The sequence below is a fragment of the Kribbella albertanoniae genome (assembly GCF_004348455.1).
GTDB lineage: Bacteria > Actinomycetota > Actinomycetes > Propionibacteriales > Kribbellaceae > Kribbella > Kribbella albertanoniae.
Genome location: NZ_SMKA01000002.1, coordinates 100,559 through 122,464, shown reverse-complemented (window position 1 = coordinate 122,464; position 21,906 = coordinate 100,559). Strand labels below are relative to the sequence as shown.

General features: G+C 65.5%; 17 protein-coding genes. 16 read left to right on the top strand and 1 reads right to left on the bottom strand.

The genetic code is table 11. The features are described 5' to 3' along the window. Positions 1–523: 523 nt before the first annotated feature. Positions 524–1,294, top strand: coding sequence for an EcsC family protein (locus E1261_RS01375; protein ID WP_238175940.1), 771 nt, complete (start codon positions 524–526; stop codon positions 1,292–1,294). 367 nt (positions 1,295–1,661) lie between these two features. Here the strand turns inward: E1261_RS01375 and E1261_RS01370 are convergent, their stop codons facing one another. Next, positions 1,662–2,111, bottom strand: a complete 450-nt coding sequence (locus tag E1261_RS01370) for a serine protease family protein (protein WP_132400430.1) — start codon at positions 2,109–2,111, stop codon at positions 1,662–1,664. Positions 2,112–2,965: 854 nt separating this feature from the next. Between E1261_RS01370 and E1261_RS01365 the strand changes: the two genes are divergently transcribed. The 15 genes from E1261_RS01365 (at position 2,966) to asnB (ending at position 21,897) form a co-directional block, all read left to right on the top strand. Then, entirely contained in the window at positions 2,966–4,021 is a 1,056-nt protein-coding gene (locus E1261_RS01365; protein ID WP_132400427.1) for an ABC-three component system protein, read from the top strand. Beyond that, a complete protein-coding gene (locus E1261_RS01360; protein WP_132400424.1) occupies positions 4,018–4,503 on the top strand; it encodes an ABC-three component system middle component 2 in 486 nt (161 codons plus the stop codon). Before E1261_RS01365 ends, E1261_RS01360 begins: the two co-directional genes overlap by 4 nt. Further along, entirely contained in the window at positions 4,500–6,344 is a 1,845-nt protein-coding gene (locus E1261_RS01355) for an SMC family protein (RefSeq protein WP_132400421.1), read from the top strand. The genes E1261_RS01360 and E1261_RS01355 overlap by 4 nt, the downstream gene beginning before the upstream one ends. A gap of 477 nt (positions 6,345–6,821) precedes the next feature. After that, positions 6,822–7,466 carry a hypothetical protein gene (locus E1261_RS01350; protein ID WP_132400418.1) on the top strand — a complete coding sequence of 215 codons (645 nt, stop codon included), beginning with the start codon at positions 6,822–6,824 and terminating at the stop codon, positions 7,464–7,466. Positions 7,467–8,788: 1,322 nt separating this feature from the next. Continuing rightward, positions 8,789–10,642 (top strand): AfsR/SARP family transcriptional regulator, encoded by a 1,854-nt coding sequence (locus tag E1261_RS01345; protein WP_132400415.1) that lies wholly within the window; start codon positions 8,789–8,791, stop codon positions 10,640–10,642. Positions 10,643–10,650: 8 nt separating this feature from the next. Beyond that, positions 10,651–11,943 carry a TrpB-like pyridoxal phosphate-dependent enzyme gene (locus tag E1261_RS01340; protein WP_132400412.1) on the top strand — a complete coding sequence of 431 codons (1,293 nt, stop codon included), beginning with the start codon at positions 10,651–10,653 and terminating at the stop codon, positions 11,941–11,943. Between the two features lie 24 nt (positions 11,944–11,967). After that, on the top strand, positions 11,968–13,458 hold the full coding sequence (locus tag E1261_RS01335; protein ID WP_132400409.1) for a class I adenylate-forming enzyme family protein: 1,491 nt from the start codon (positions 11,968–11,970) through the stop codon (positions 13,456–13,458). Beyond that, entirely contained in the window at positions 13,448–14,716 is a 1,269-nt protein-coding gene (locus tag E1261_RS01330; RefSeq protein ID WP_202874240.1) for a type III PLP-dependent enzyme domain-containing protein, read from the top strand. Before E1261_RS01335 ends, E1261_RS01330 begins: the two co-directional genes overlap by 11 nt. Next, positions 14,713–14,976, top strand: a complete 264-nt coding sequence (locus E1261_RS01325) for a phosphopantetheine-binding protein (protein ID WP_132400406.1) — start codon at positions 14,713–14,715, stop codon at positions 14,974–14,976. Before E1261_RS01330 ends, E1261_RS01325 begins: the two co-directional genes overlap by 4 nt. 4 nt (positions 14,977–14,980) lie before the next feature. Next, positions 14,981–16,135, top strand: a complete 1,155-nt coding sequence (locus E1261_RS01320) for an acyl-CoA dehydrogenase family protein (protein ID WP_132400403.1) — start codon at positions 14,981–14,983, stop codon at positions 16,133–16,135. Further along, positions 16,128–17,213: an acyl-CoA dehydrogenase family protein gene (locus E1261_RS01315; RefSeq protein WP_132400400.1), complete on the top strand. Its 1,086-nt coding sequence runs from the start codon at positions 16,128–16,130 to the stop codon at positions 17,211–17,213. Before E1261_RS01320 ends, E1261_RS01315 begins: the two co-directional genes overlap by 8 nt. Continuing rightward, positions 17,210–18,160: a hypothetical protein gene (locus tag E1261_RS01310; RefSeq protein WP_132400397.1), complete on the top strand. Its 951-nt coding sequence runs from the start codon at positions 17,210–17,212 to the stop codon at positions 18,158–18,160. The genes E1261_RS01315 and E1261_RS01310 overlap by 4 nt, the downstream gene beginning before the upstream one ends. Next, a complete protein-coding gene (locus tag E1261_RS01305) occupies positions 18,157–19,647 on the top strand; it encodes an AMP-binding protein (RefSeq protein ID WP_202874239.1) in 1,491 nt (496 codons plus the stop codon). Before E1261_RS01310 ends, E1261_RS01305 begins: the two co-directional genes overlap by 4 nt. 81 nt (positions 19,648–19,728) lie before the next feature. Further along, positions 19,729–20,010, top strand: a complete 282-nt coding sequence (locus tag E1261_RS01300) for an acyl carrier protein (protein WP_132400394.1) — start codon at positions 19,729–19,731, stop codon at positions 20,008–20,010. A gap of 18 nt (positions 20,011–20,028) precedes the next feature. Beyond that, entirely contained in the window at positions 20,029–21,897 is a 1,869-nt protein-coding gene (gene asnB, locus E1261_RS01295) for an asparagine synthase (glutamine-hydrolyzing) (protein WP_132400391.1), read from the top strand. Positions 21,898–21,906: the final 9 nt, after the last annotated feature.

Here is a 21,906-nt window from a genome sequence, read left to right as displayed (position 1 = left end):
AACTAACAACGCATAGGCGGAGTTAGGCGCTGTCCCCGATTCTTTCGGACCGCCGGCGTCAGAAGATCATCTGCTGATGTTTGTGGACATAGCGAGCGACAGCAGTGAGGATCAATCCGAAGACTGAAGCCGCGACACCAGGCCGATGTCGCTGGCCGATCTGTGCAACTACCCTGATGGGATGGCGGTTCCCTCGGACTACGAACTAGCGGCATGGCGTGACATCCAACGTTTCAAGGGCCGACCACTGTCACGAGGGACGCGGAATGTCAGCGAGCAAGTGGCCAGCGGCGCCGCCAGTCTCGGCAAGCGTGCTATGAGGTACCTCGAGGGCCACCCACGGGCCCAGTCGGCCGTCTCGCGAGGGCAGGACGTCGCCGCCAAAGGCGTTCACGTAGTCGGCACAGGCGCTCGCCTGGCCGCCGATGCCCTCCCCGACTGGAGCGGCACTGCTTTAGAGTCTGCACGACGGACGGTGGGTCGGATTTCGCGAGTTGGACTCTCGCCCAAACGGGTGGTGGCGATGCACAAGAAGCGCGGGCACGACGTTGAATCACTTTTGGACCTGCGCCGCCTCGATCTTGAGCAGATCGACATTGTTCGCGGACGTGGAGCAAGCTGGTACTACCCAGCTGCCGCGGCACTCTCCGGAGCGGGTGCAGGGATGGTGATCTCCGGGGGCGAGCTTGTCGCCGCAGCCTCCGGCGGCGCCGCAGCAGCGCCTTCGGGCGCAGCCATCGCCGGCGCCTTTACCGGCGACGCTGCATTCGTTCTCGGCCTTGCGTCTCGTTCCGTGGGCCACGTCTCGCTGCTCTACGGCTACGATCCCGAAGCGCCTGCCGAGAAGCTCTTCGTGATGTCAGTCGTCAACGCCGGCACGGCAACGTCAGCCACCGCCAAGACCGCCGCAATGTCCGACATCTCGCGGCTCACCCAAGCACTCGTCCGCGGCAAGTCGTGGGATGTCCTGAACGAGACAGTCGTCGCGAGAGTCTCCACGCAACTCGCGAAGGCATTCGGCATCCGCCTCACCAAGCAGGGCCTCGGCAAGGTCGTACCCGCAGTCGGGATCGTCGTTGGAGGCACTCTCAACTGGGCCACCTTGGAGGCGATCGTTGACGCCGCCGACGTTGCATACAGGCGGCGGTTCCTTCTTGAAAAGTACCCACACCTCGCTGACGAGGAAGCATCCGGATCGTTGCCTGATGCCGTCTCCGCCGATGCGCACGACGCCCAGGAGGCGATCAGCGTACTCGGCGAAGTCGCAGAGGCAGGCGGACCCGACATCCCTTGAGCCCGGGCCATGGCATCACTGACCCCGTGGCTTCCGCAAGGATCAGGTTGAAGCTCTCTTGGAAGGAGTGCAGCAGCGATCCCGGCCGAGACGAGTACGGCGCGGGCTCGCCTACGCCACCACAGCCCACCGAGCCCAAGGCGCCACCGCATCGTAAAACCGGCTCGCACGAGGCGGCTGGGGCTCGCTTGCCATCATCGGACAGCTCGGAATCTGCACCGATCTCCTGAGCCTTGCGTACGGCCACAGTGAGAAGCTCGGTCCACTCTTCGTTCTAGGCGTGGCTCTGTTCACAGCATCGTGGTGGTTCGCCTTCGCGTTGCGCTCGACGGGCTCCAAGCCGGGGAGTCTGAGTCGCGCCGAGCCACTAGCCTCCTAGCAGGGCGAGTACCTGGCGTGGAACGATTCTCGCCTTCCCATCGGTATCGCCGATCAACATTCCTGCCAGGGAGCCGTCCTCCATGAGCACCGGGCCTCCAGAGAACCCTTTCTCGGTCGCCATATCGGCCTCGATCATCGGTCCTGATTGATTGATGCCGGTGAACTGTCCATTCACGACGCTGGGCGGTGCGTAAGGCCATTTGGCCCCGCCACCTAGATCCGGGTAGCCATGGCAGACCAACTCCAGACCGCCTCCGCCATTGCTCCCAACCACATCTCCAAGGTCCGCGACCTCGTACCGCTCCATCAATTTAACCGTCACACTGGCAAACTGCGGTCCGACGAAACCCATCATGTCTGCAAGCCGCCGGCCCTCGCCTTCGATGAAGGCGAAGGCCGGTTCACGACGTCCCCCCGTTCCCAGGAAGAGTGGCACCTCAATCGACTCGGTTGGAGAGAGGCAAGCGAGGATGGTCTCAGGCCAACCACGCCAGTTTGCAGTGTGGCGAGGTTGAGCGTTGGTCGGGACGTGAGCGGACGTATACAAACCAGCTTGGCCATCGACTCGGCGCCCGAGGAACCCCGTACCAATGTGGAAGTCCCCGCGGCCGTTCGCCGCTGCCACTGGGATCGCCAATCGGCTGCCATACTCCATGCATCCCCCTGGGATCAGCCCATGCCGTACATCCGTCAAGTCCACTTGGACCTACAGGTTACGAGATCGCTCGACGGTAGTCGCCGGCCGACTGAAACTGTTCCGATCGAGAAAGAGCCGAGCCCTCTACCACTCTTCCTCAGACGTCGAGATCTAGGAGTGTGGTTATGGTGCGTATCGCTCCTCGAAGGCAGATGACGCAGGATGGGCTGGCCGGAAGACCGAGCGCGCGCATGTCGTGGTTTCAGGAGAGGTCTCTGCCCTGAGGCCTTGATCAGAACTGCAGCAGTCTGATCAAGATTCCTCGGACTGGACGGTCACGCGATCCACTCGATCACGAGTGCCAACACGGATCCCTCAGTCCGGGAGATCGTCGGCTTCCTAGCCGATGGTCGAAAGGGAACCCAGACCTCGCGCCTAGTAGGCGAGCACTGTCCGACATCTCGCCCACAGCCGACCGCACGAACGACGGTACGGCGTCGCCCTCAAATCGTCCGACCGCAGGTAGTTCGCAAACCACCGTATTTACTCTAGGGTTGTGCACTCTGCGTAAGCGTGATCCGTTGGGGGTGGGGGAACTGACTACAGCCGGTCAGGCTGGACCGCCCATGCTGAGTCCACCGGTACTCCACGACATGCCGAAGCCGAAGACGCCTGCCCTGTCAGGCAGCAAGATCGCCCCTCCTCCCGTCAGCCCACAAGGCCGCATCTATCTCTATACGGACGATGACTGGGAAGAGTTCGTCCGCGAGTGGGTATCCACGCTCGCTGAGGCATACGCTCAGATCAAGAGATTCGGCGGCAGCGGCGACCGGGGTGCCGACGTTGCCGCACTCAAGACGACGCAGGGCCTCGAAGGCCCCTGGGATTGTTTCCAGTGCAAGCACTATGTCAAGCCACTCAGCTTCGGTGACGCCGCCCCGGAGATGCTCAAGGTGTTTCGTGCAGCCTGTGCGGGTTTCTGGACTCTGCCGGACACCTATCAGTTTCTTGCGCCCAAAGGATGCAGCACGCAACTCAACCAGCTGCTGAGTCAGCCGACCAGACTCAAGCAGCGCTTCCTCGACGAGCTGGCTGATCCGGACAAAGCACTCGGCAGTGACGTGGACGCGACGGAAATCGCCACGGTCATCGCATCGGCAACCTCGGCAGACTTCACGATGTTCAAATCCGTCGAGCTCGTCGACGCCATTGCACAGCTTGAGGGGACGCCGTACTACCTGCGCAATTTCGAGCCCGTGATGCCGGCTAGACCTGATCACGAGCCGCCACCCAACGAGGTAACTGCGGCGGAAGCTCGGTACGTCGCGCAACTGCTCGGGGTCTACAACGAACGCTTCTCGGACAAGCCGATCGACGCCAGCAACGTGACCGAGCACGTGAACGCGGGTCCCCATTTCAAGCGCCAACGAGAGGCGTTCTTCAAGGCCGAAGCGCTCCGTGTGTATGCACGGGACTCGGTGCACCCGGATACCTTCAGCCGCCTCCAGGATGACATCTACCACGGTGTCGTCGACCTCGCTGACGATGTCCATCCGAACGGCTGGACCAGGATGACGAAGGTCTTGGTGCACGTCGGGACACTCGACCTTCAGCAGCACACGCTGATTCAGGTCTCGGACCTGCAAGACCGAACCGGAATCTGCCACCACCTAGCCAACGCCAACCGTCTCATCTGGATCCAGGAATGACTATCAGCCCGCTGAACAGCTCGCTCGAGGTAGGTGTCCGCGTGCTGATGATCCTCACGGCGGCATATCCGGAGCGCCTCGACCTGAACCGGCTGGTCCTGCTGGACCATGGAGTTCTCCACAGTGCGGATCTCGGAGGACCGAGCAGTCTGCACCCTCCCTTGCCGATTCGATCGGGAGAGCTCGGCGCACGGCGCGCCATGGTCGAGGCAGGACTTCACGTCATGGTTCGACGTGCACTCGTCGAGATGCGCGCAGGAAGCTCCGGGATCGAATTTCTGGCCAGCGAGGACGCTTACAGCTTCGTCAGTGCGCTGGCTTCGACCTACGCCGTCACCCTGAACCAACGTGTGGTCTGGGTCCTCGACCGTTTCCCAGACCTTACGGAGGACGTCCTCAGAGCCGAGATGCGGTCGATCTTCTCGAGTTGGTCCGAGGAGTTCGCTCAGATCGACCTAGGCAGCGAGGGATGGGCAACATGACTGGACGCATCACTCTGACCCACCTCACCTTTACTGGCGCCGATGTGCCACCCGCGAGCGTGGAGTTCGGCCCTGCGGTCACCGTAGTCCGGGGTCCCTCAGACACGGGGAAGTCATTCATCGCCGACGCAATAGACTTCATGCTGGGCGGGTCGACACCTCTCGACGACATCCCTGAACGCGCAGGCTACAGCTCCGTCCTTCTAGGCCTGACACTGCCCGGCGAAGCCCACGTCACACTGGTGCGCCCGGTCAACGGCGGCCGTTTCTCTGTGTACGAAGGCGACGTGCGAACTCCGCCCGCCGAACCTGCAGGACTCGTGCTCGGGGAGAAACACGTCACCGGCAAGCGTGGAAGTCTGTCCGCGTATCTACTCGCTGCGCTGGACCTCTCCGGTCAGCGCGTCCGCAGGAACGTATACAACCAAACCAACGAACTCAGCTTCCGCAACATCGCCCACTTCTGCGTGATCGACGAGACCAGCATGCAGGCCACCCGGTCCCCAGTTCTCACTGCCGTGACAACCAGCAAAACGGTCGACATCTCGGTCTTGAAACTGCTCCTGGAGGGCCAGGACGACTCCAATCTTGTGGCGGTTCCCACCGACAAGGAACGGCGTCAGACGTCCGCGGCCCAGGAAACGGTCGTAAACAAACTGGTCGCCGATCTCGAAGCCCAACTCGAGGACGTTCCCAGCCCCACCGAGCTGAGAGCCCAACGCGACCGGCTCTCGTCATCCGCCAGCATATTCACCGACTCAATCAGCAGTATCTCGGCCGAGCGGGATCAGCTGAGTCGGCGGATTGCTGCGACGGAACGTCTGCGATTGGAAGAGTTGGAGCGCCTGACCGACATCACCGCGCTCACCGCACGCTTCCAATTGCTGGACGACCAGTACAGCTCCGATCTCCAGCGGTTGGAGATGATCTCGGAGGCGGGAAACCTCCTTGGATACTTCCGCTCTGGACCGTGTGCCTTCTGCGGCGCTGAGGTCGAACACCAGCACTACAACGAGGATCTTCTCGAAGGAACAACAGCATTCCGAGACTCGGTGCTCGCCGAGCAAGCCAAGACGACGAGCCTTCAGGCTGACCTCAGGGCGACGCTGGGTGATCTCGCAGCCGAACACGGGACACTGTCTCAGCGGATCGAGGCCATGCAACGAGCGATCGACGCGGCGCGGGTTCAACTCACAGACTTCGACTCCGCGATGGCTCCTGACCGGGACGGCTTGGCCGACCTTCTTAACAAGCGCGCCGAGGTCGAACACCTGCTGAGCCTCTACGACCAGATCGACAGCTTGGAGAGGCTACGTCGACAGTTGGCCGACGACGAGGTGAGGGAGACCGCTACGGCTGCCGAGGGCATGCAACTGGTCACCGTGGGCGCGTTCTCAGCCGCGATCGCCGAACGGCTAACCGCTTGGGGCGTACCAGACGCAGGCGACACCCGATACGACCGAAGCGAGCAGGACATCGTCTCCGGGGACCAGTTACGCGCGTCCCACGGAAAGGGGGTTCGAGCTGTCTTGCACGCGGCATTTACCTTGGCGCTCGCCCAGTACTGCTACGACCGAGACCTCCCGCATCCAGGATTCGTCGTGCTCGATTCACCGCTGGTCACCTATCGGCCGCCAGACCAAGGCGGCGATGCCGACGGCACGCTTCCGAGAAGCGTCATCGACCGGTTCTACGACGACATTCAGAACGGAGTCGACGGTCAAGTCATCGTCCTCGAGAACATCGAGCCACCCAACGGACTGGGTCCGGGCGCGGTCGAAATCACCTTCACCAAGAACCGGTCGAGAGACCGCTACGGGTTCTTCCCGCCATCAAGCTAGTGCGGGACCGACCGTGTTCCGGTAGCCGGCGGCTCGATCGCCATGTAGGCAGCGCCGCCCACCTCCGCAACACACCTCTTTACGCACCTCAATCAGCGAGAGAGGATGGGCAGCGATGAGGATCTACGAGTACCTGAAAGCTGCAGGATCTCTTGCCAGCAAGCGATCCTGCACATCAGCGGCAACTCGTGATCGGTCTCGGCTGTAAATCAGCGGGTTCGGGGTTCGAGTCCCTGGCGGCGCACAAACACCGAGGCCCGGGCACACATCGCAATGTGCACCGGGCCTTCGTGTGTCCTCCACGCACTCAAAACGCACTCAATTGATCCGGCGGCGTCGACCCCGGGCCACCTGCCCGCCTTGACCTGATCGTGACTGTGCGTCATGTCACAGCGATGCTCGTCGTTCCCCACGTTCCAGATTCTCGACCTCCGAGACCGTTGAGCACCCCAACCATCACCCGGTTGGAGGCATGACATGGCACGACCGACCATCCCACTCGGTTCCTGGGGAACCATCTCGACCTGGCCGACCAAGACCGACGCCAAGGGCAAGGCCGTCCAGCACAAAGCGCAGGCGAAGTTCCGTGACCTCGACGGGCACGTCCGTCCCGTCAGCGCCTACGGCCCCACCAAGGCCGCCGCCGAGCGCTCACTCCTGAAGAAGCTCCAGGACCGCACCAGAACCGGCCACTCGACCGAGCTGACCGCGATGCACAAGGTCGGCGACCTCCTCGACCTGTGGAGCGAGAAGTTCAAGAAGCTTGTCGACCTCGGCAAGCGCTCCCCAACTTCCTACGACACCTACGAGCGCGTGACGCGCCTCCACATCCGCCCCGCGATCGCCGAACTCCGCATCGGCGAGGCCACCACCCAGCGCCTCGACAAGGTCATCACCAGCCACCCACAACCCACCCCAGACCTCCACGAACCCCACTTCGAGCAGACCCGTCCAAGACGTCCTAGAAGCAGTCCTCAACAACCCCCGCGTAGAGCTCTCAGCCCACGAAGTCATGCGCCAAGAACTAGACAACGCCACCCGCCTAGACCGCCTAATCCCCATCCACGAACACCTCTGCCAGCTAGACGCGCGTGCCCGCCTGGCCAGAGCCATCACCGTTAGCAGTCTTGACTCGAGCAGCCAAGCAGCGCTGCGCGCCTCTCCCGCCTACGGAGCCCTCGTAGCCGAACTCCGACGCGCAGAGAACGCCGGGCTCGAAATGGCAGATGTCCTCAGAGAGGCAGTCGAGCACTCAGATCTCGACAGCGCGAACGACCTCGCTGCGGTCCTCCATACTCGGGTTGAACGGCTCATCAGCAGGAAGGCCCGCAGATCGGGCGAAGGCCCTACACGCCTAGCCGGTCTGGTGGTTGCCGCAGGCCCCACCGAGCATCCGTCCATGCACTTGCGTTTGCTCGAACTCGAGGCCGAAATTGTCCAGCGCATCGACTGGCTAGCCACCACGGCGAAGCTAGGAAGGCCGCTCTGGTACGACGCGTTCGCGAGCGTGGTAGCCGGCCAACCCAACTCGACGCGAGAAGTACGGCTCCGCGAAGTCGTCGCCTATCGCGAGCGCTATGGGATCAACAGCACATCGCCCTTTGGGCGCGAACCGACGGAAACGCAGTCACACAGCGCCATCACTACAGGAGACTGTCCGTAGCTCTAGCCCAGTCTGTTCCTCGCCACGACGTATCAGCGGATACGTCCGACCTCGCCGACTCTCACAGTCGTCGCCGCACCATGGGGACTCCGAGTGCTTGATGCAAGCTGGTGAGGTTCCGCCTCTAGGAAGACTCGTTCGCCCCAAGATGGTTGGCCGTTGCTTGCTCTTGCCAGCGTCGTCTTGATCCGATCTCGCCCGACACTGGAGGCTCGCCACCTCCGGATCTCAGGCTTACCGGCTCCCAGGCTCCTCCGAGGCATCGGTCGCGAGCGATCCGCAATTCGAGACTCACGACTCACGATGCGTACGGTAGCGAAATCGCGATCAAGGCATGAGCAGATGGGCCGCGCTCCTTAGGGGAAGGCGACGCGGTTGACTGTGGTCTGCCGTATCCGCATTTCGGCCAGGTGCGATGGGCCGGACAGCAGCAAGGATGATTCCAAAATCAGCTTGAGAGGACGAATTGCGCTCCGCAAGAATGAGAACCTCGGCATACCCACAGAGATGTCAAGCGAGACTGCAAACTAGCCTACCTGTCGCCGCCATGTACCCGATCGTCGTGCGCGCGCGTTCGAACGCACCCACGGGCACGAGGTGCATGCCGAGGGCGGATGGCAAGTACTGTTGAGATTCTCACCGATTTCTTCGCTCGACTCGAGCCAACACAGACTTTTTGCAGGTTCATGCAAAACCGTTGACTATCCGGCGTAGCCCACTTCAGGCTGACTGGTGAACTCCAGTGACAGAGCGCCCACCTCACACGGGAGACGCCCTCCGGGTGGGACCCACCGAAACTCGTCAATCGGGGGTCGATGCGATGCGTTATTATATTCTCGGGCCGTTGGAAGTAATGGACTCCCAGGGCCGACCACTACCCATCAAAGCGCGGCGACTACGCGCGCTTCTGGCTATTCTCCTCCTCCGGACCAATCAGGTCGTACCACTCGATCAGATCATCGACGGGATATGGCCGGGAAAACCACCACGGTCAGCCGTCGAAAACGTGCGGACCTATGTTTCCCAGCTGCGAGCCATCCTGACCAGTTCGGGCGCACAGCACCGATTGCGGGGGCATCCGGCAGGCTATCGGCTATTAGCCGACCACGAGGAGCTTGATCTCCTCCGCTTCTCCACCCTCGCCGACGCCGGGCGGCAGGCACTGCGGTCGAGCTCTTACAACGATGCCCGATCGCTACTCGGCGAGGCGCTACAGATGTGGCGGAGCATGCCGCTGCCGGAGATCGAACTCGGTGCCGGGATGCGAGCCCGGGTGTCAGCACTCGAAGAAGAACGATGGCAGGTCCAACGGGACTGGATCGACGCCCGTCTGGCGCTCGGTGAACGAGCAGAGCTCCTGCCCCTGCTCGAAGAACTGGTCGGTGACCGGCCGCTCGACGAGTCACTGTGGTACTCGTTGATCACCGTCCTGCACGCTGTGGGGCGGACAGGTGACGCACTCGCGGCCTATCAGCGAGCGCTGCACACGGTGCAGAATGAGCTGGGTGTCCAGCCAGGTCTCGCACTGCGCAGTGCACAGGCCGGCATCCTCGACGGCAGCCTGCGAATTCCACGCCCCGGCCTCGAGGCGGGCGCACCGGTCACACCACATCAGTTGCTGCCAGTTGGTCCAGCCATTGCCGGGCGCTCCTCCGAACTGGAGCAATTAACCGCGCTAATCAGCGCCGAACGCCCGAGCGGTCGAGTCCCGATCGCAGTGTTGTCCGGCCCGCCTGGCATCGGGAAGACGGCGACCGCTACCAGCGCGGCCATGGCGACACGCGATGTGTACGAGGACGGCGAGATCCATATTGATCTCGCCGGCTCAACCAAGACTCCCAAGAGACCGGGAGATGCGATAGGCGAGATCCTGCAAGCATTCGGCATCACTCCCGAGGCGATCCCACAGAGTGCAGACAGGCGACGAGCGCTCTATCGGTCGGTTCTGGCTGAGCGAAGAGCTCTGATCATCCTGGATGACGCGGCCAGCAGTCCACAGGTTGCCGATCTGCTACCGGGTGCTGGGCCTAGCTGCGTGCTGATCACCAGCCGCGATTGGCTCGCCGGGATCAACGCGGATCTCCGCCTCGATCTGAGACCACTCAATGAGGACGAGTCACTACAGATGCTCGCGCAGCTGATCGGTGACGATCGCATCGATGCGGAACGCGCCGCCGCACGCGACATCGTCGTGCGCTGCGCCATGCTTCCAGCAGCGATTCGGGTTGCCGGCGCTCGGCTGTCCGCCAGACCAGCGCACACCATGCGGTTCCTAGCGGATCGCCTGAAGGACACCGACCGCGTTCTCGATGAGTTGAGTGTCGGTGAAATGTCGATCCGGCGGCTGCTCGACTCCGGATTCGAGCGGATGGACCCGTTGACCCGCCGATGCTTCGGAGCACTGGCCTTTCTGCCCCCGGAGCGGATCGTCCCCGCGGCAGTCGCCGACGCGATGCTGCAGCCGACTCAGGTCGCCGACCGGCTGCTGGAACGACTCGTGCACAACGGCCTGCTGCGCTCACGCCATTCCGTCGACGGCGTACTCACCTATGAACTGCCGCCGATCCTGCATGCCTACGCCCGCATCTGCCTGGCTGCGGAAGCGGACGACGACATCCGCCGCAACGCCGGATAGGGGCCACGATGGACTTGCCATCTGCCTGGTATAACGTGCTGCCTGACCTCGGGTTCGACCTACCGCCTGACCGTCCGTCCCCCGACCGGGACCGAACCTCCTTGAGAGTCCAAGTCCCGCCGGCGCTAATCAGGCAAGAGCTGAGCCGCAAACGCTGGATCGAGATTCCGCCAGAGGTCGCCGACCGGTACGCCCAGTGGCGGCCAACGCCGTTACGCAGGGCCGAAACGTTCGAGCGCAGGATCGGAACACGAAGCCGGATCTACTACAAGTACGAAGGCGGCAACCTGTCCGGCAGTCACAAATTGAACACCGCCATCGCGCAGATCTACTACTACCAGCGCGCCGGTGCCCGTCGGCTGACCGTCGGAACCGGTGCGGGTCAGTGGGGTACCGCCGTCGCCGCTGCGTGCGCGGTCTTCGGCCTGCACTGCACGGTCTACATGGTCGGATCCAGCTATCGGGCGAAGCCTGGAAGGCGTTCGCTGATGGAGTTCCTCGGTGCCGAGGTGATCCCGAGTCCGAGCGACCGGACTGACAGCGGACGTCATGCTGCCACCAGCGACCCGGGCGGCAGCGGCAGCCTCTCCATCGCGTTGGCCGAGGCCGTCGAGGACGCCAGATCCAGCGGTGACTACTTCTGCACCGGCAGCGGGGAGACCTACTCGCTGCTTCACCAGACGGTCATCGGTTTGGAGGCGATGGAACAACTCGACCGGCTGGGCACGGTGCCCGACACCGTCGTCGCATCGATCGGCGGCGGCAGCAATCTCGGCGGGATCGCGCTGCCTTTTCTCGGCACGACGCTGCGAGGGGGCCGGCCGGTCCGTGTCATCGCGGCCGAACCCTCGGCATGCCCGAAGCTGACGCAGGGCCGGTACGAGTATGACTTCACCGACGCCTCCAGATTGACGCCGTTACAGCTGATGTACACGCTTGGACACGACTTCGCGGCCCCCCCGGACCATACCGGCGGGTTGCGATACCACGGCGCGGCCAAGCTCATCAGTGCGCTCTACCACCGGCGCCTGATGGAGGCGGTGGCCTGCTCGCAAGCGGAGGCTTTCGCGACCGCCGCCGACTTCGCCGAAGCCGAAGGACTGCTGCCCGCACCGGAGAGCGCCTTCGCAATCCACGCCACTGCCGAGGCAGCCTTGCAGGCGGACGCGGCCGGTCGGCCGGGTGTGCTACTGGTCTGCGTCAGCGGTCACGGCCTGTACGACCTGACGGCGTACCAGGCCTTCCGCGAAGGTGCCATGGGTCGTCCGAGCAGCGAAAGCAATCCTGTACACCCCCTGTAGGAGCAATCCGAAGAATCACCAGACATGACGGCGAACCCGTGCCTACTCCACGAACTGCTGGACCTGGCCGCGGACCAGGCGCCAGAACGGATCGCTGTCAGCGGCGGCGGTCGCGTCATCACCTACGCGGAACTGCGCGGTCACAGCGACCGCCTCGCCCGAAGTCTGGCAGCGGACGGCCTGCGCCGCGGCGATCACGTGGTCCTGGCCCTCGCCGAAGCGATCGAACTAGCGCCAGTGCTGTTCGCGTTGTCGCGCATCGGAGCAGTCTTCGTCGTCATCCAGGAGGAGATTCCGGCACGGCTCGCCGAACACGTCCTGGCCGACGCCGCTCCCGTGCTGGTCGTGACTCGCGATCCGCGTCTTCAGGAGCTCGCGCGTAGAGTGGGAATCCGGGTCGCAGATCCCGACCGACTCGGCGATGCCGCGCTCGGAACAGGTACGCCGCAGCCACCGATCGCGGTCGATCCTGCCTGCATGATCTACACCTCGGGAAGTACGGCGCTGCCGCGCGCGGTCGTCTGCACACATCAGCAGATGGTCTTCGCCACCCATTCCATCCAGTCGCAGCTTCGGTATCGTCGCGACGACATCGTCTTCTGTGCGCTGCCACTCTCCTTCGACTACGGCCTGTACCAGCTCCTGCTCGCCGTTTCGGCGGGCGCGGAGCTGGCCTCCGCACCGACCACTGCCGCCGGCCCTGCGCTCCTGCGCCGATTGCGCGAGACGCGTGCGACCGTGCTGCCGGCAGTACCTTCGCTGGCGGCGAACCTCGCCATGCTGCTGGCCAGGTCCGACGAGGTTCCCTCGGACCTTCGCCTGCTCACGAACACCGGAGCGGCGCTGCCGGCTCCGACATTGGCGGCACTCAGAACGCGGCTGCCGCAACTGCGCATCCAGGTGATGTACGGACTCACCGAATGCAAACGCGCGGCGATCATGCCGCCGGACGGCGATCTGGACCGTCCGGGATCGTGCGGCTGCGCGCTACCGGGGACCGAGTTGATCATCGTCGACGAGGCGGGCCACCAGGTACCGGCCGGCGTCACCGGAGAGATCGTCGTCCGCGGTCCGCACGTCATGTCGGGCTACTGGCACGCACCGGCCGCGACCGCCGAACGGTTCCGGGTTGTCGACGGGCTCTTCCGGCAACTCCACACCGGGGATTTCGGTCGGCTCGACGAAGACGGCTTCCTGTACTTCCACGGCCGCCGGGACGATCTGTACAAGGAACACGGCTTCCGCGTGAGCGCGATCGAGGTCGTCGCGGCAGCGCTCGCCGTCGCGGGCGTGGAAGCTGCCGAGGTGGTCCCGCCGGTGCAGGATTCCGACGGCGCGGTACTGGTCGTCGCCGGTCGATGCACCGCTGCCGAAGTGCTGCGAGGCATGCGGGACTTCCTCGAGGCGCCGAAGATCCCCGACCGGTGCCTCGTACTGCCGGAACTGCCGCTCACGGCCCACGGCAAGGTCGCCCGCGCGGCTCTGGTGACTCTGGTGCGAAGCCATGTCACGTGACCGGACGATGACCGCGCGGTCCGCGGCGGAGCCGTCTCTCGACGGCACCCGCTTTCCCACCCCCGCCTACGTCTACGACCTCCGGCAGGTGCGCCGCTCCCATCGCCGGCTCAGCTCGACGCTGCCGCATCCCAGCGTGCTCTGCTATTCGCTGAAGGCCAACCCGCACCCGATCCTCGTCGCCGCGCTGGCCGAGCTCGGCTGCTGGGCCGAGGTCAGCTCGATCGGGGAAGTCGTGATCGCGATCGCGGCCGGCGTACCGCCGAACCGCATCCTCTTCACCGGTCCGGGCAAGAGCACCGACGACGTGACTTCCGCCGTCCGCGCGGGAGTGCGGACCTTCTCCGTGGATTCACCGACAGCTCTGGCTCAGGTCGGACGTGCCGTCCAGGGCCCCGACGTCGACTGCCTGCTCAGACTGAACGCCACCCAGGGCCTCAGCGGGCAAGGTCTGGCCATGGCGGGCGAGACCTCGCAGTTCGGCGCAGATGCCGAATGGGTGATCAGAAGGCCGGAGCGGTTCCGGACCGGAGTGACCGGACTGCATCTCTATCTCGGCAGCAACCTCGCTTCCGAGGCGGCGTTGCTGGCGCAGTTCCAGTTGGCGATCGACACCGCACGCGCGGTGTCCGATGTGCTCGGCGGTCCACTGCGGATCCTCAACCTCGGCGGCGGCTTCGGCGCGCCGTACGCGCGGGCCGGCGACTGTCCGGCCTATCCGGATCTGGCCGACCACCTGGCATCGACGCTCGACCAGACGTTCCCTGGCTGGAGACGTGGCCGGCCACAGGTCTTCTTCGAGTCCGGACGCCACCTGGTCGCAGCAGCGGGCCAGTTGCTCACCAAGGTCGCCGACGTGAAGTACTCGTCCGGGAGGCCCGTCGTCGTACTGGAGTCGGGGATCAACCATCTCGGCGGTATGTCCGGGTTACGCCGGCTCCCACAGCTCGTTCCCGACCTACTGGCCGACGATCGCGACGGCGTCCTCGACGACGCGATGGTCACCGGTCCGCTCTGCAGCCCACTGGATACCTGGGCGACCCACACCAGGCTGCCGGCCCTCCGTCCCGGCGACACGGTCCGGATTCCCAACGTCGGCGCCTACGGCCTCTCGGCCAGCCTGATCGCCTTCCTCGGCCATCCGGCGCCATACGAGGTCGTGGTCGACGGAGCCGAGCTGATCGACATCAGCCGGCTCGTCGTCGAACGCACCGTCCAGCAGTTCCCCATCGCCGATCAGGAAGGTCAGGTGACATGACGCTACATGCCGACCTCGACGCCGTACTGCGAAAGCACTTGAAGTACGTCGACGGCGAGGCTCTGGACCCGGACCGGCCGTTGCGCGATCTGGGCCTGGACTCGATGCGAGCCATCGACTTGTTGTTCGCCTTGGAGGACACGTTCCACGTGGTCATCCCGGACGAACTCCTGACCGACCATACGTTCGCCACCGGACGCTCGCTGCAGGTGACCGTCGACCGGCTCCGGCGCCAGGCCACGCAGCCGACGGACGGCTGAGCCCGTGATCGCCGAACGCTACCGCGACGCTGTCGCCACCGTGACGGCCGTTGCGGAAGTGCATGCCGCCGGCAACGATCGGCACGCCGTCTTCCCGAAGGAAGCACTGCACGAACTGCGGGAGACCAAGCTGCTGGGGCTGCTGGTTCCGGCCGAGTACGGCGGGCCTGGCGGCGAGCTGGACGACCTGGTCGACATCACCATCGAACTCGGTCGGCACGATCTGTCGGTCGCGATGATCTTCGCGATGCACTGCCAGCAGGTCCGGACGCTGGCCTGTTGCGCCGGCCCGCGACTGCGGGCCCAGGTGCTGCCCGCGGTGGCCGAAGGCGAGCTGTACCTGGCGTCGGTGACCACTGAGCCGTCCACGGGCGCGCAGCTCCTCGTATCGGGCTCGACGACGAGTCTCGTGGCCGGCCAGGTGGTCGTGGACCGGATGGCGCCGATCGTGACCGGCGGCTCCCATGCGGACGCTTTCCTGATCACCGTCCGCAGCCCGGACGGTTCACCGAACCAGGTCGACCTCGTCTATGCGACTGCGGATCAACTGACGGCCGAGGTCACCGGCACCTGGGACGCACTGGGTATGCGAGCCACCGAGAGCGTGCCGATGCATCTGGCCGGAGCGGTGCCGGCCACGCAGATCGTCAGTTCCCACCAGGACTACCGCTCCATCGTCGCGACCGTCTTCGCTCCGGTAGCACATCTCGGGTGGGCCGCGGCCTGGCTCGGTACGGCGCTCGGCGCGTACAGCCGGGTCATCGGACATATTCGCGGCCCCGCGGGACGTCGCGGCTTCGACCCGGGCTCGGATCTGCTGAAGACCCGGCTCGCGACCTGCAGGGCCAATCTGGACGTCACGCACGCGCTGCTCCGGCATACGGCGCGGGCCATCGCGACCGACTCCGACATAGCGCGAACCGGGGTCCAGCTCCTGGTCAACACGCTGAAGACCGAGTCCGCGGTGCGCTGTTTCGAGGTGGTGCACGAACTGGTCGAACTGGCCGGTCTGCGGCACGGCTACCTGCCGGACTCGCCACTCCGGCTCGAACGGTCGTTCCGCGATCTGCGCTCGGCGTCACTGAATTTCGGCAACGACCGGCTGCGCTTGGTCAACGGTTCGCTGGCCCTCATGGACACCAGGTCGGATCTTGTCTGACACCGCGCTCCGGGTCAGGCAGGCCCTGGCCGCGTCGGCCACGCCCGATCTGCGGTCGCTCTGGCGTGTCCTGGCCGAGGCCGGCATACTCGAGGAACTCCGGCCGCTGGTGTCCGACGGAGGCATGTCCGGATCGGCCGTACTGGACGACGTCCTTGCCGAACTCGACGCACAGCTGCCGACGGGCCAGATGCTGGCGTTCTGCGTGCACCTCGCACTGGCTCTGCCGCTGCTGGAACGGCAGGCGACTGCCAGTCCGCTTGCACAGCAGGTGTTCCAGCGCGTTCTGACCGGCCGATGCCTGGTCGCCGTGGCGGCGACCGATGCCGAGGTTTCCGGATCGACGTTGGCCAGTGCGGTGACCGGTTTGACCACGACCGAGTCGGAGCTGCGAATCGTCGGCAGCAAGGACTGGATCACCAACGCGAGTCAGTGCGATTACCTGCTCGTTCTGAGCCGCCATCGACCGGCCGTCCACTTCTCCAGCTTCCGATGGGTGTTGTTGCCGGCCAGATCGGCCGGCGTCGAGATCGTCCCCCTTGCCCGCCAGACGTTCCCGGGAGCGGCCCTCGGCCGGGTCGACCTCGATGCAGTGGTCACGGAAGAGCAGCTGGTCGGTCGGTCGGGACGCGGACTGGCCGAGCTCGCTCGGCAGATGCAGACCGAGCGCCTGGTCGGCGCGATCTGGGCGCACGCCCTGTGCCGACGGGTCCTCGCCGACACCCATCGGTTCTTGGTACGCCGCAGGGCTGGCGCAGGGCCGTTGTGGGACAACCAGGTGATCAGACAGCGATTCGCCCGTTGCCTCGTCGAGTTGCGCAGACTTCAGGCGCTCCGGCGGCTGGAACCCACCCAGCCGCCAGGCACCTCGGGCATGGTGCTCAAGGTGGCCTGCGCGGATGCGGTGCAGCTGATCATCGCGGAGTGTTGCGACCTGCGCGGTGCCGACGCGTACCACGACAACGGAACGGCCCTGCTCCGATCCCAGTCGACCATGTTCGGCGTCGCCGGCGGCGCGACCGGCGCTCTCCTGGCGGGAATCGCCGAGAACGCGGACGAGCTCTTGGTGGCGCGATGACCGGCGACACCGCAGCAGATCGGCCCAGCACGGTGTCCGGGCTCAGCTGTTTCACGTCGGCGCTCCGGGACTACCTCGCCGTCGAATGGGCGGCGGACGAGTTGCTGGCCAGATCCATCGAGCTGACTCTCGTGACGGATCTGGTACCGGGACGACTCGCGTTCTCACATCACCGTCCGTCGCTGGACCGGCTCCCGGACGGCAGCCACCTGGCATACGCCGCAGCAGCCGATCCGGAAGCTCTGACCGCACTGGCAGCGGCCGAGGTCGCGACGTACGGCCGGGCAATCATCCCGGTCGATGCCGCAGAACTTCCTTGGTCCGTCCACGCTGGCCGGTCCCCTGCGCCGCATTGGCTGCTGATCGAGTCCTGCGGTCCGCGCAGCTGGCAGGTCAACGACTCGTTCTCCGCGCTCCTTCCGCACGGGCACCAGCTCCCCTACCGCGGCGAGGTACGGGTCCGCGACCTTCGTGCCGCTCTTCGTCCGTTCTCGGCGTGGTTGCCGGAGCACCGGCTGCGGATCAGGTTCGCCTTCGGCGCACCGGTCACTCCGCCGGCGGACGGCCCACTCTGGCTGCGCCGATCCTCCGAACAACCGGCCAAGCCCGCCATACTGCCGACCGGTCAGCTGGTCCTGCACCCCACGGACGTCCTGCAGTGTCTGCGCGCCCACCTCATGGCGGATTGCCGCGCGGAGTCCGGACTACTGGAGGACCTCTGGGCGGCCGCCAGCCACAAGAGCTTCGCCTATCGCTGGTACTCGGCCCACGACGCCGGCACGAACCAGGCAGCCTTGGCAGCGGCCATCCGCTGCTGGGACAACGTGCCCCGGGTACTGCGGTTCGCCGCCGAATCCGCCAGCCGCGGCAGGCCACGTTGCGACCTGGTCAGCACACTCTTCGAGCAACTCGAGCGCACCGAAGCGGATGTCCGGGGACGGCGATGACGATGCCCACTCTCTACGACTGGTTCCGGTCGAGTGCCGAACGGTTTCCCGACCTGGTCGCGCTCGAGGTCGGCGAGCAGCGGCTGACGTACGCGCAGCTCCAGCAGATCGTCAAGGCCGTCGGCGCCGATGGCCTGGCCTCCGTCGCACCCCGACGTGTCGGGTTGGTGGCCAGGCCCACCATCGCCACGTACGCGGGGTACCTGGCCGCGCAGCGCCTTGGCGCGGCCGTCGTTCCACTGTCGGCCGGCGCTCCGGCCGCCTACGTCGAAACTCTGGCCGAGCTGGCCGACCTCGATGCCGTCATCGACGCCGGCCCGGAACCCGCACCCGCACGATCAGTCGCAAAGCTCGTCTTGAGCGGCCTGACCCTGCACCGGTCCGGCCGACGGCAGCGCGCCAACGGATCCCCCGAGCCCGACGATCTCGCCTACATCTTGTTCACGTCCGGCTCGACCGGAAGCCCCAAAGGCGTCCCGATCCGGCATCGCCACCTCACGGAGTACATCCCCTACTGTGTCAGGCGATTCGACGTACAGCCTGGTGATCGCTTCGCGCAGACCTTCGAGCTGTCCTTCGATCCGTCGGTCTTCGCGATGTTCGTCGCCTGGGCCGGTGGCGCGACCGTCGTGGTACCGGACCGCGACGACATTCTGGCGCCGGACACGTTCGTGTCGCGGCGAGCGATCACGCACTGGTTCTCGGTCCCGTCGGTGATCTCGCTGGCCCACCGCTTCGGCGCCTTGCGGCCGGTCAGTATGCCGGGTCTGCGCTGGAGCCTGTTCGCGGGTGAGCAGTTCACCGTCCAGCAGGCCGGCACCTGGGCCGCGGCGGCGCCCGGCTCGGTCATCGAGAATCTCTACGGTCCGACGGAGACGTCGATCACGTGCACCGGCTACCAGCTCCCCTCGGACCGGGACCGCTGGCCCCGGACGTCGAACCACAGCGTGCCCATCGGACAGCCGCATCCCCATCTCGAAGCGACCGTTCTCGGCGACGCCGGACCGTCGGCACGAGGCGAACTGTGTATCCGTGGCTCGCAACGTTTCGACGGCTACCTCACACCGACCGAGAACCAGGGCCGCTTCGTGCGGATCACACCGGGCCGGATCGAGCGGCTCGCCCAGGCGCCGACGGCTCAGGACTGGTACCGGACCGGTGATCTCGTCGGCTGGGAGAACGGCGAGCTCGTGCACCTGGGCCGCTTGGACGACCAGCTGAAAGTCCGCGGGCACCGCGTCGAACCAGGCCAGATCGAAGGCACGCTGCGCGGCCTGACCGGCATCGAGAACGCGGTGGTTGTCGAGAGCAACGGAGCGCTGCACGGGTTCTACACCGGCCACTCGCGAGACCCGGCCGCGCTGCTCACCGAGCTCCGCCGGCTGCTACCGCCGTACCTGGTGCCGATCTCCGTCCGGCGGCTGATCAGCTTCCCGACCACCGCGAACGGGAAGATCGACCGGCATCGGCTCCGCGCGCTGGCATAGCGGCCCTGTAGTTCTGCTGTACCGGCGCGCAGCAGGCTGTGAACAACGACCAGCGCAGCCGGCCACCGGAGGAGGGATCGCGTGGTGCTCACCGAACACGAGGTTCATCAGGGGATCGCCGAACTGCTGAAGGGTTTCGACCATCCGAGCGCCGACCTGGAGATCACCGGCCGGACCGCGCTGGCCGACGGCGGCCTGGAGCTGACCTCGCTCGATCTGATTCGGGTGATCGTGGGACTCGAGGAACACTTCGGCGTCGAACTGAACGACGACCTGATCTTCGACTCCAGCTTCGACTCGGTCTCCGACCTGGTCACGGTCCTGCTGTCGGGTTCGTCCGAGGCCGAACTCGACCGGCGCTGACCGGGACCGGCGGACGCCATGTGCGGAATCGCGGGTGTCGCCGACCTGGATCGCGGCGACGCCCCGGATCTCGGTGCGCTGCACCGGATGGCCGCCACCTTGGACCACCGCGGCCCGGACTCGGCCGGATCGATCGGCATCGATCACGTCGGGCTGGCCAGTCGCCGACTCGCGATAGTCGGCCTCGAACATGGTGACCAGCCGATCCGGACCGACGGCGGCGTGGTGCTGTGCTGCAACGGCGAGATCTTCAATCACCGGGAGCTCCGGCTCGAGCTGGCCCGAGCCGGCCACCGCTTCACGACGGACACCGACGTCGAGGTGATCGCTCACCTGTACGAGGATCTCGGCCTGGACTTCGTCCATCGGCTGAACGGGCAGTTCGCGATCGCGCTGTACGACGGCCGGCGCCGCCGGCTGGTGCTGGCCCGGGACCGGGTCGGCATCGCGCCGTTGCACTACACCGTCGCCGGCGGCCGTTTGATCTTCGCCTCCGAGATCAAGGCTGTCCTGGCCCACCCCGGGGTCCGGCGCGAAGTGGATCCAACAGGCCTGGACATGATCCTGACCCTGCCCGGACTGGTCAGCCCGCGGACGATGTTCGCCGGTATCTCGAGCCTCCCGCCGGGCCACCTGCTCGTCCTCGACGACCACGGCCTCGTCCGCCGTCAGTACTGGGACCTCGACTATCCGGACGCCGGCGAACTCACCGCTGTCGACGACGCCGCGGTCCGCGGCCATCTGGAAGGTCTGGAGGAGTCGCTCGCGGAGGCGATCCGGCTGCGGACCCACGCGGACGTGCCGCACGCGTTCTATCTCAGCGGCGGCCTGGACTCTTCGTTGTTACTGGGAATGGCGGCCCGGTCGAACGGTCACGATCGGCCGCGCACCTTCTCCACCGTGTTCGACGACGCCCGATCCGAACGGCGTTTCCAGCAGCTGCTGGCTGACGAGCTGAAGACCGAACACACCGAACTCGAGCTCACCGCCGACGGCATCCTCGACAACCTCGTCAGTACGGTCGATCATGCCGAGTGCCCGCTGAAGGGGACGCACAACGTCGCTTCCTACCTGCTCTCCGGCGTAGCGCACGCGCACGGGTTCAAGGTGGTGCTGACGGGTGAAGGCGCCGACGAGCTCTTCGGCGGCTATCTGGGCTACCAGTTCGACCGCAAACGATCGACGGCCGGGGCCGGCGATCGGGTACCGGACGCCGAGGAACAGGCCCGGGACCGGCTGTGGGGAAACCCCCGACTGGCCTACGGGCCGAACATCGCGGGCCTCTACCGCAGCCGGCGCGAACTATACTCGCGGAGTCTGGTCGAACAACTTGCCGACTTCGACTGCCTGGTCCAGCCGCTGGTCGATCACGACAGGCTGCGCGGACGGCACATCTTCCATCAGCGGTCCTACCTGGACTTCAAGCTCCGGCTGGCCGATCACCTCCTGAGCGACGAAGGCGACCGGATGGCGATGGCGCACTCGGTCGAGACCCGGTTCCCGTTTCTCGATCCCCATGTCATCGACCGCGCCCGAGCGATCCCACCTGACCTGATGCTGCGCAACTCGACGGCGAAGTACCCGCTGCGCCGGATCGCGGACAGGTACCTGCCACCCTCGATCGTCGGCCGGCGGAAGTTCTCGTTCCAGTCGTTCACCGGGCGGGAACTGGTCCGCCTCGACAAGAGCTGGGTCAGCAGCTACCTGAGCCCGCGCCGGATCGAACGCGAGGGGTTCTTCGACCCCGGCACTGTCGCGACACTACGGGCCAAGTACGCGGATCGTGAGTTCAGCCTCGCCGATGTGTTCGCCGAGGACGACCTGTTGACCACAGTGGTCACCCACGGGATCTTCCTCGAGTGTTTCCAGCTCCCCGGCCGCGGCTGACGGCGTACA

Excerpts from the sequence above, each read along its gene's own strand:
- E1261_RS01375 (WP_238175940.1), top strand. The coding sequence starts at position 524 with ATGCACAAGAAGCGCGGGCACGACGTTGAATCACTTTTGGACCTGCGC.
- E1261_RS01365 (WP_132400427.1), top strand. The coding sequence starts at position 2,966 with ATGCCGAAGCCGAAGACGCCTGCCCTGTCAGGCAGCAAGATCGCCCCT.
- E1261_RS01360 (WP_132400424.1), top strand. The coding sequence starts at position 4,018 with ATGACTATCAGCCCGCTGAACAGCTCGCTCGAGGTAGGTGTCCGCGTG.
- E1261_RS01355 (WP_132400421.1), top strand. The coding sequence starts at position 4,500 with ATGACTGGACGCATCACTCTGACCCACCTCACCTTTACTGGCGCCGAT.
- E1261_RS01350 (WP_132400418.1), top strand. The coding sequence starts at position 6,822 with ATGGCACGACCGACCATCCCACTCGGTTCCTGGGGAACCATCTCGACC.
- E1261_RS01340 (WP_132400412.1), top strand. The coding sequence starts at position 10,651 with ATGGACTTGCCATCTGCCTGGTATAACGTGCTGCCTGACCTCGGGTTC.
- E1261_RS01335 (WP_132400409.1), top strand. The coding sequence starts at position 11,968 with ATGACGGCGAACCCGTGCCTACTCCACGAACTGCTGGACCTGGCCGCG.
- E1261_RS01330 (WP_202874240.1), top strand. The coding sequence starts at position 13,448 with ATGTCACGTGACCGGACGATGACCGCGCGGTCCGCGGCGGAGCCGTCT.
- E1261_RS01325 (WP_132400406.1), top strand. The coding sequence starts at position 14,713 with ATGACGCTACATGCCGACCTCGACGCCGTACTGCGAAAGCACTTGAAG.
- E1261_RS01310 (WP_132400397.1), top strand. The coding sequence starts at position 17,210 with ATGACCGGCGACACCGCAGCAGATCGGCCCAGCACGGTGTCCGGGCTC.
- E1261_RS01305 (WP_202874239.1), top strand. The coding sequence starts at position 18,157 with ATGACGATGCCCACTCTCTACGACTGGTTCCGGTCGAGTGCCGAACGG.
- asnB (WP_132400391.1), top strand. The coding sequence starts at position 20,029 with ATGTGCGGAATCGCGGGTGTCGCCGACCTGGATCGCGGCGACGCCCCG.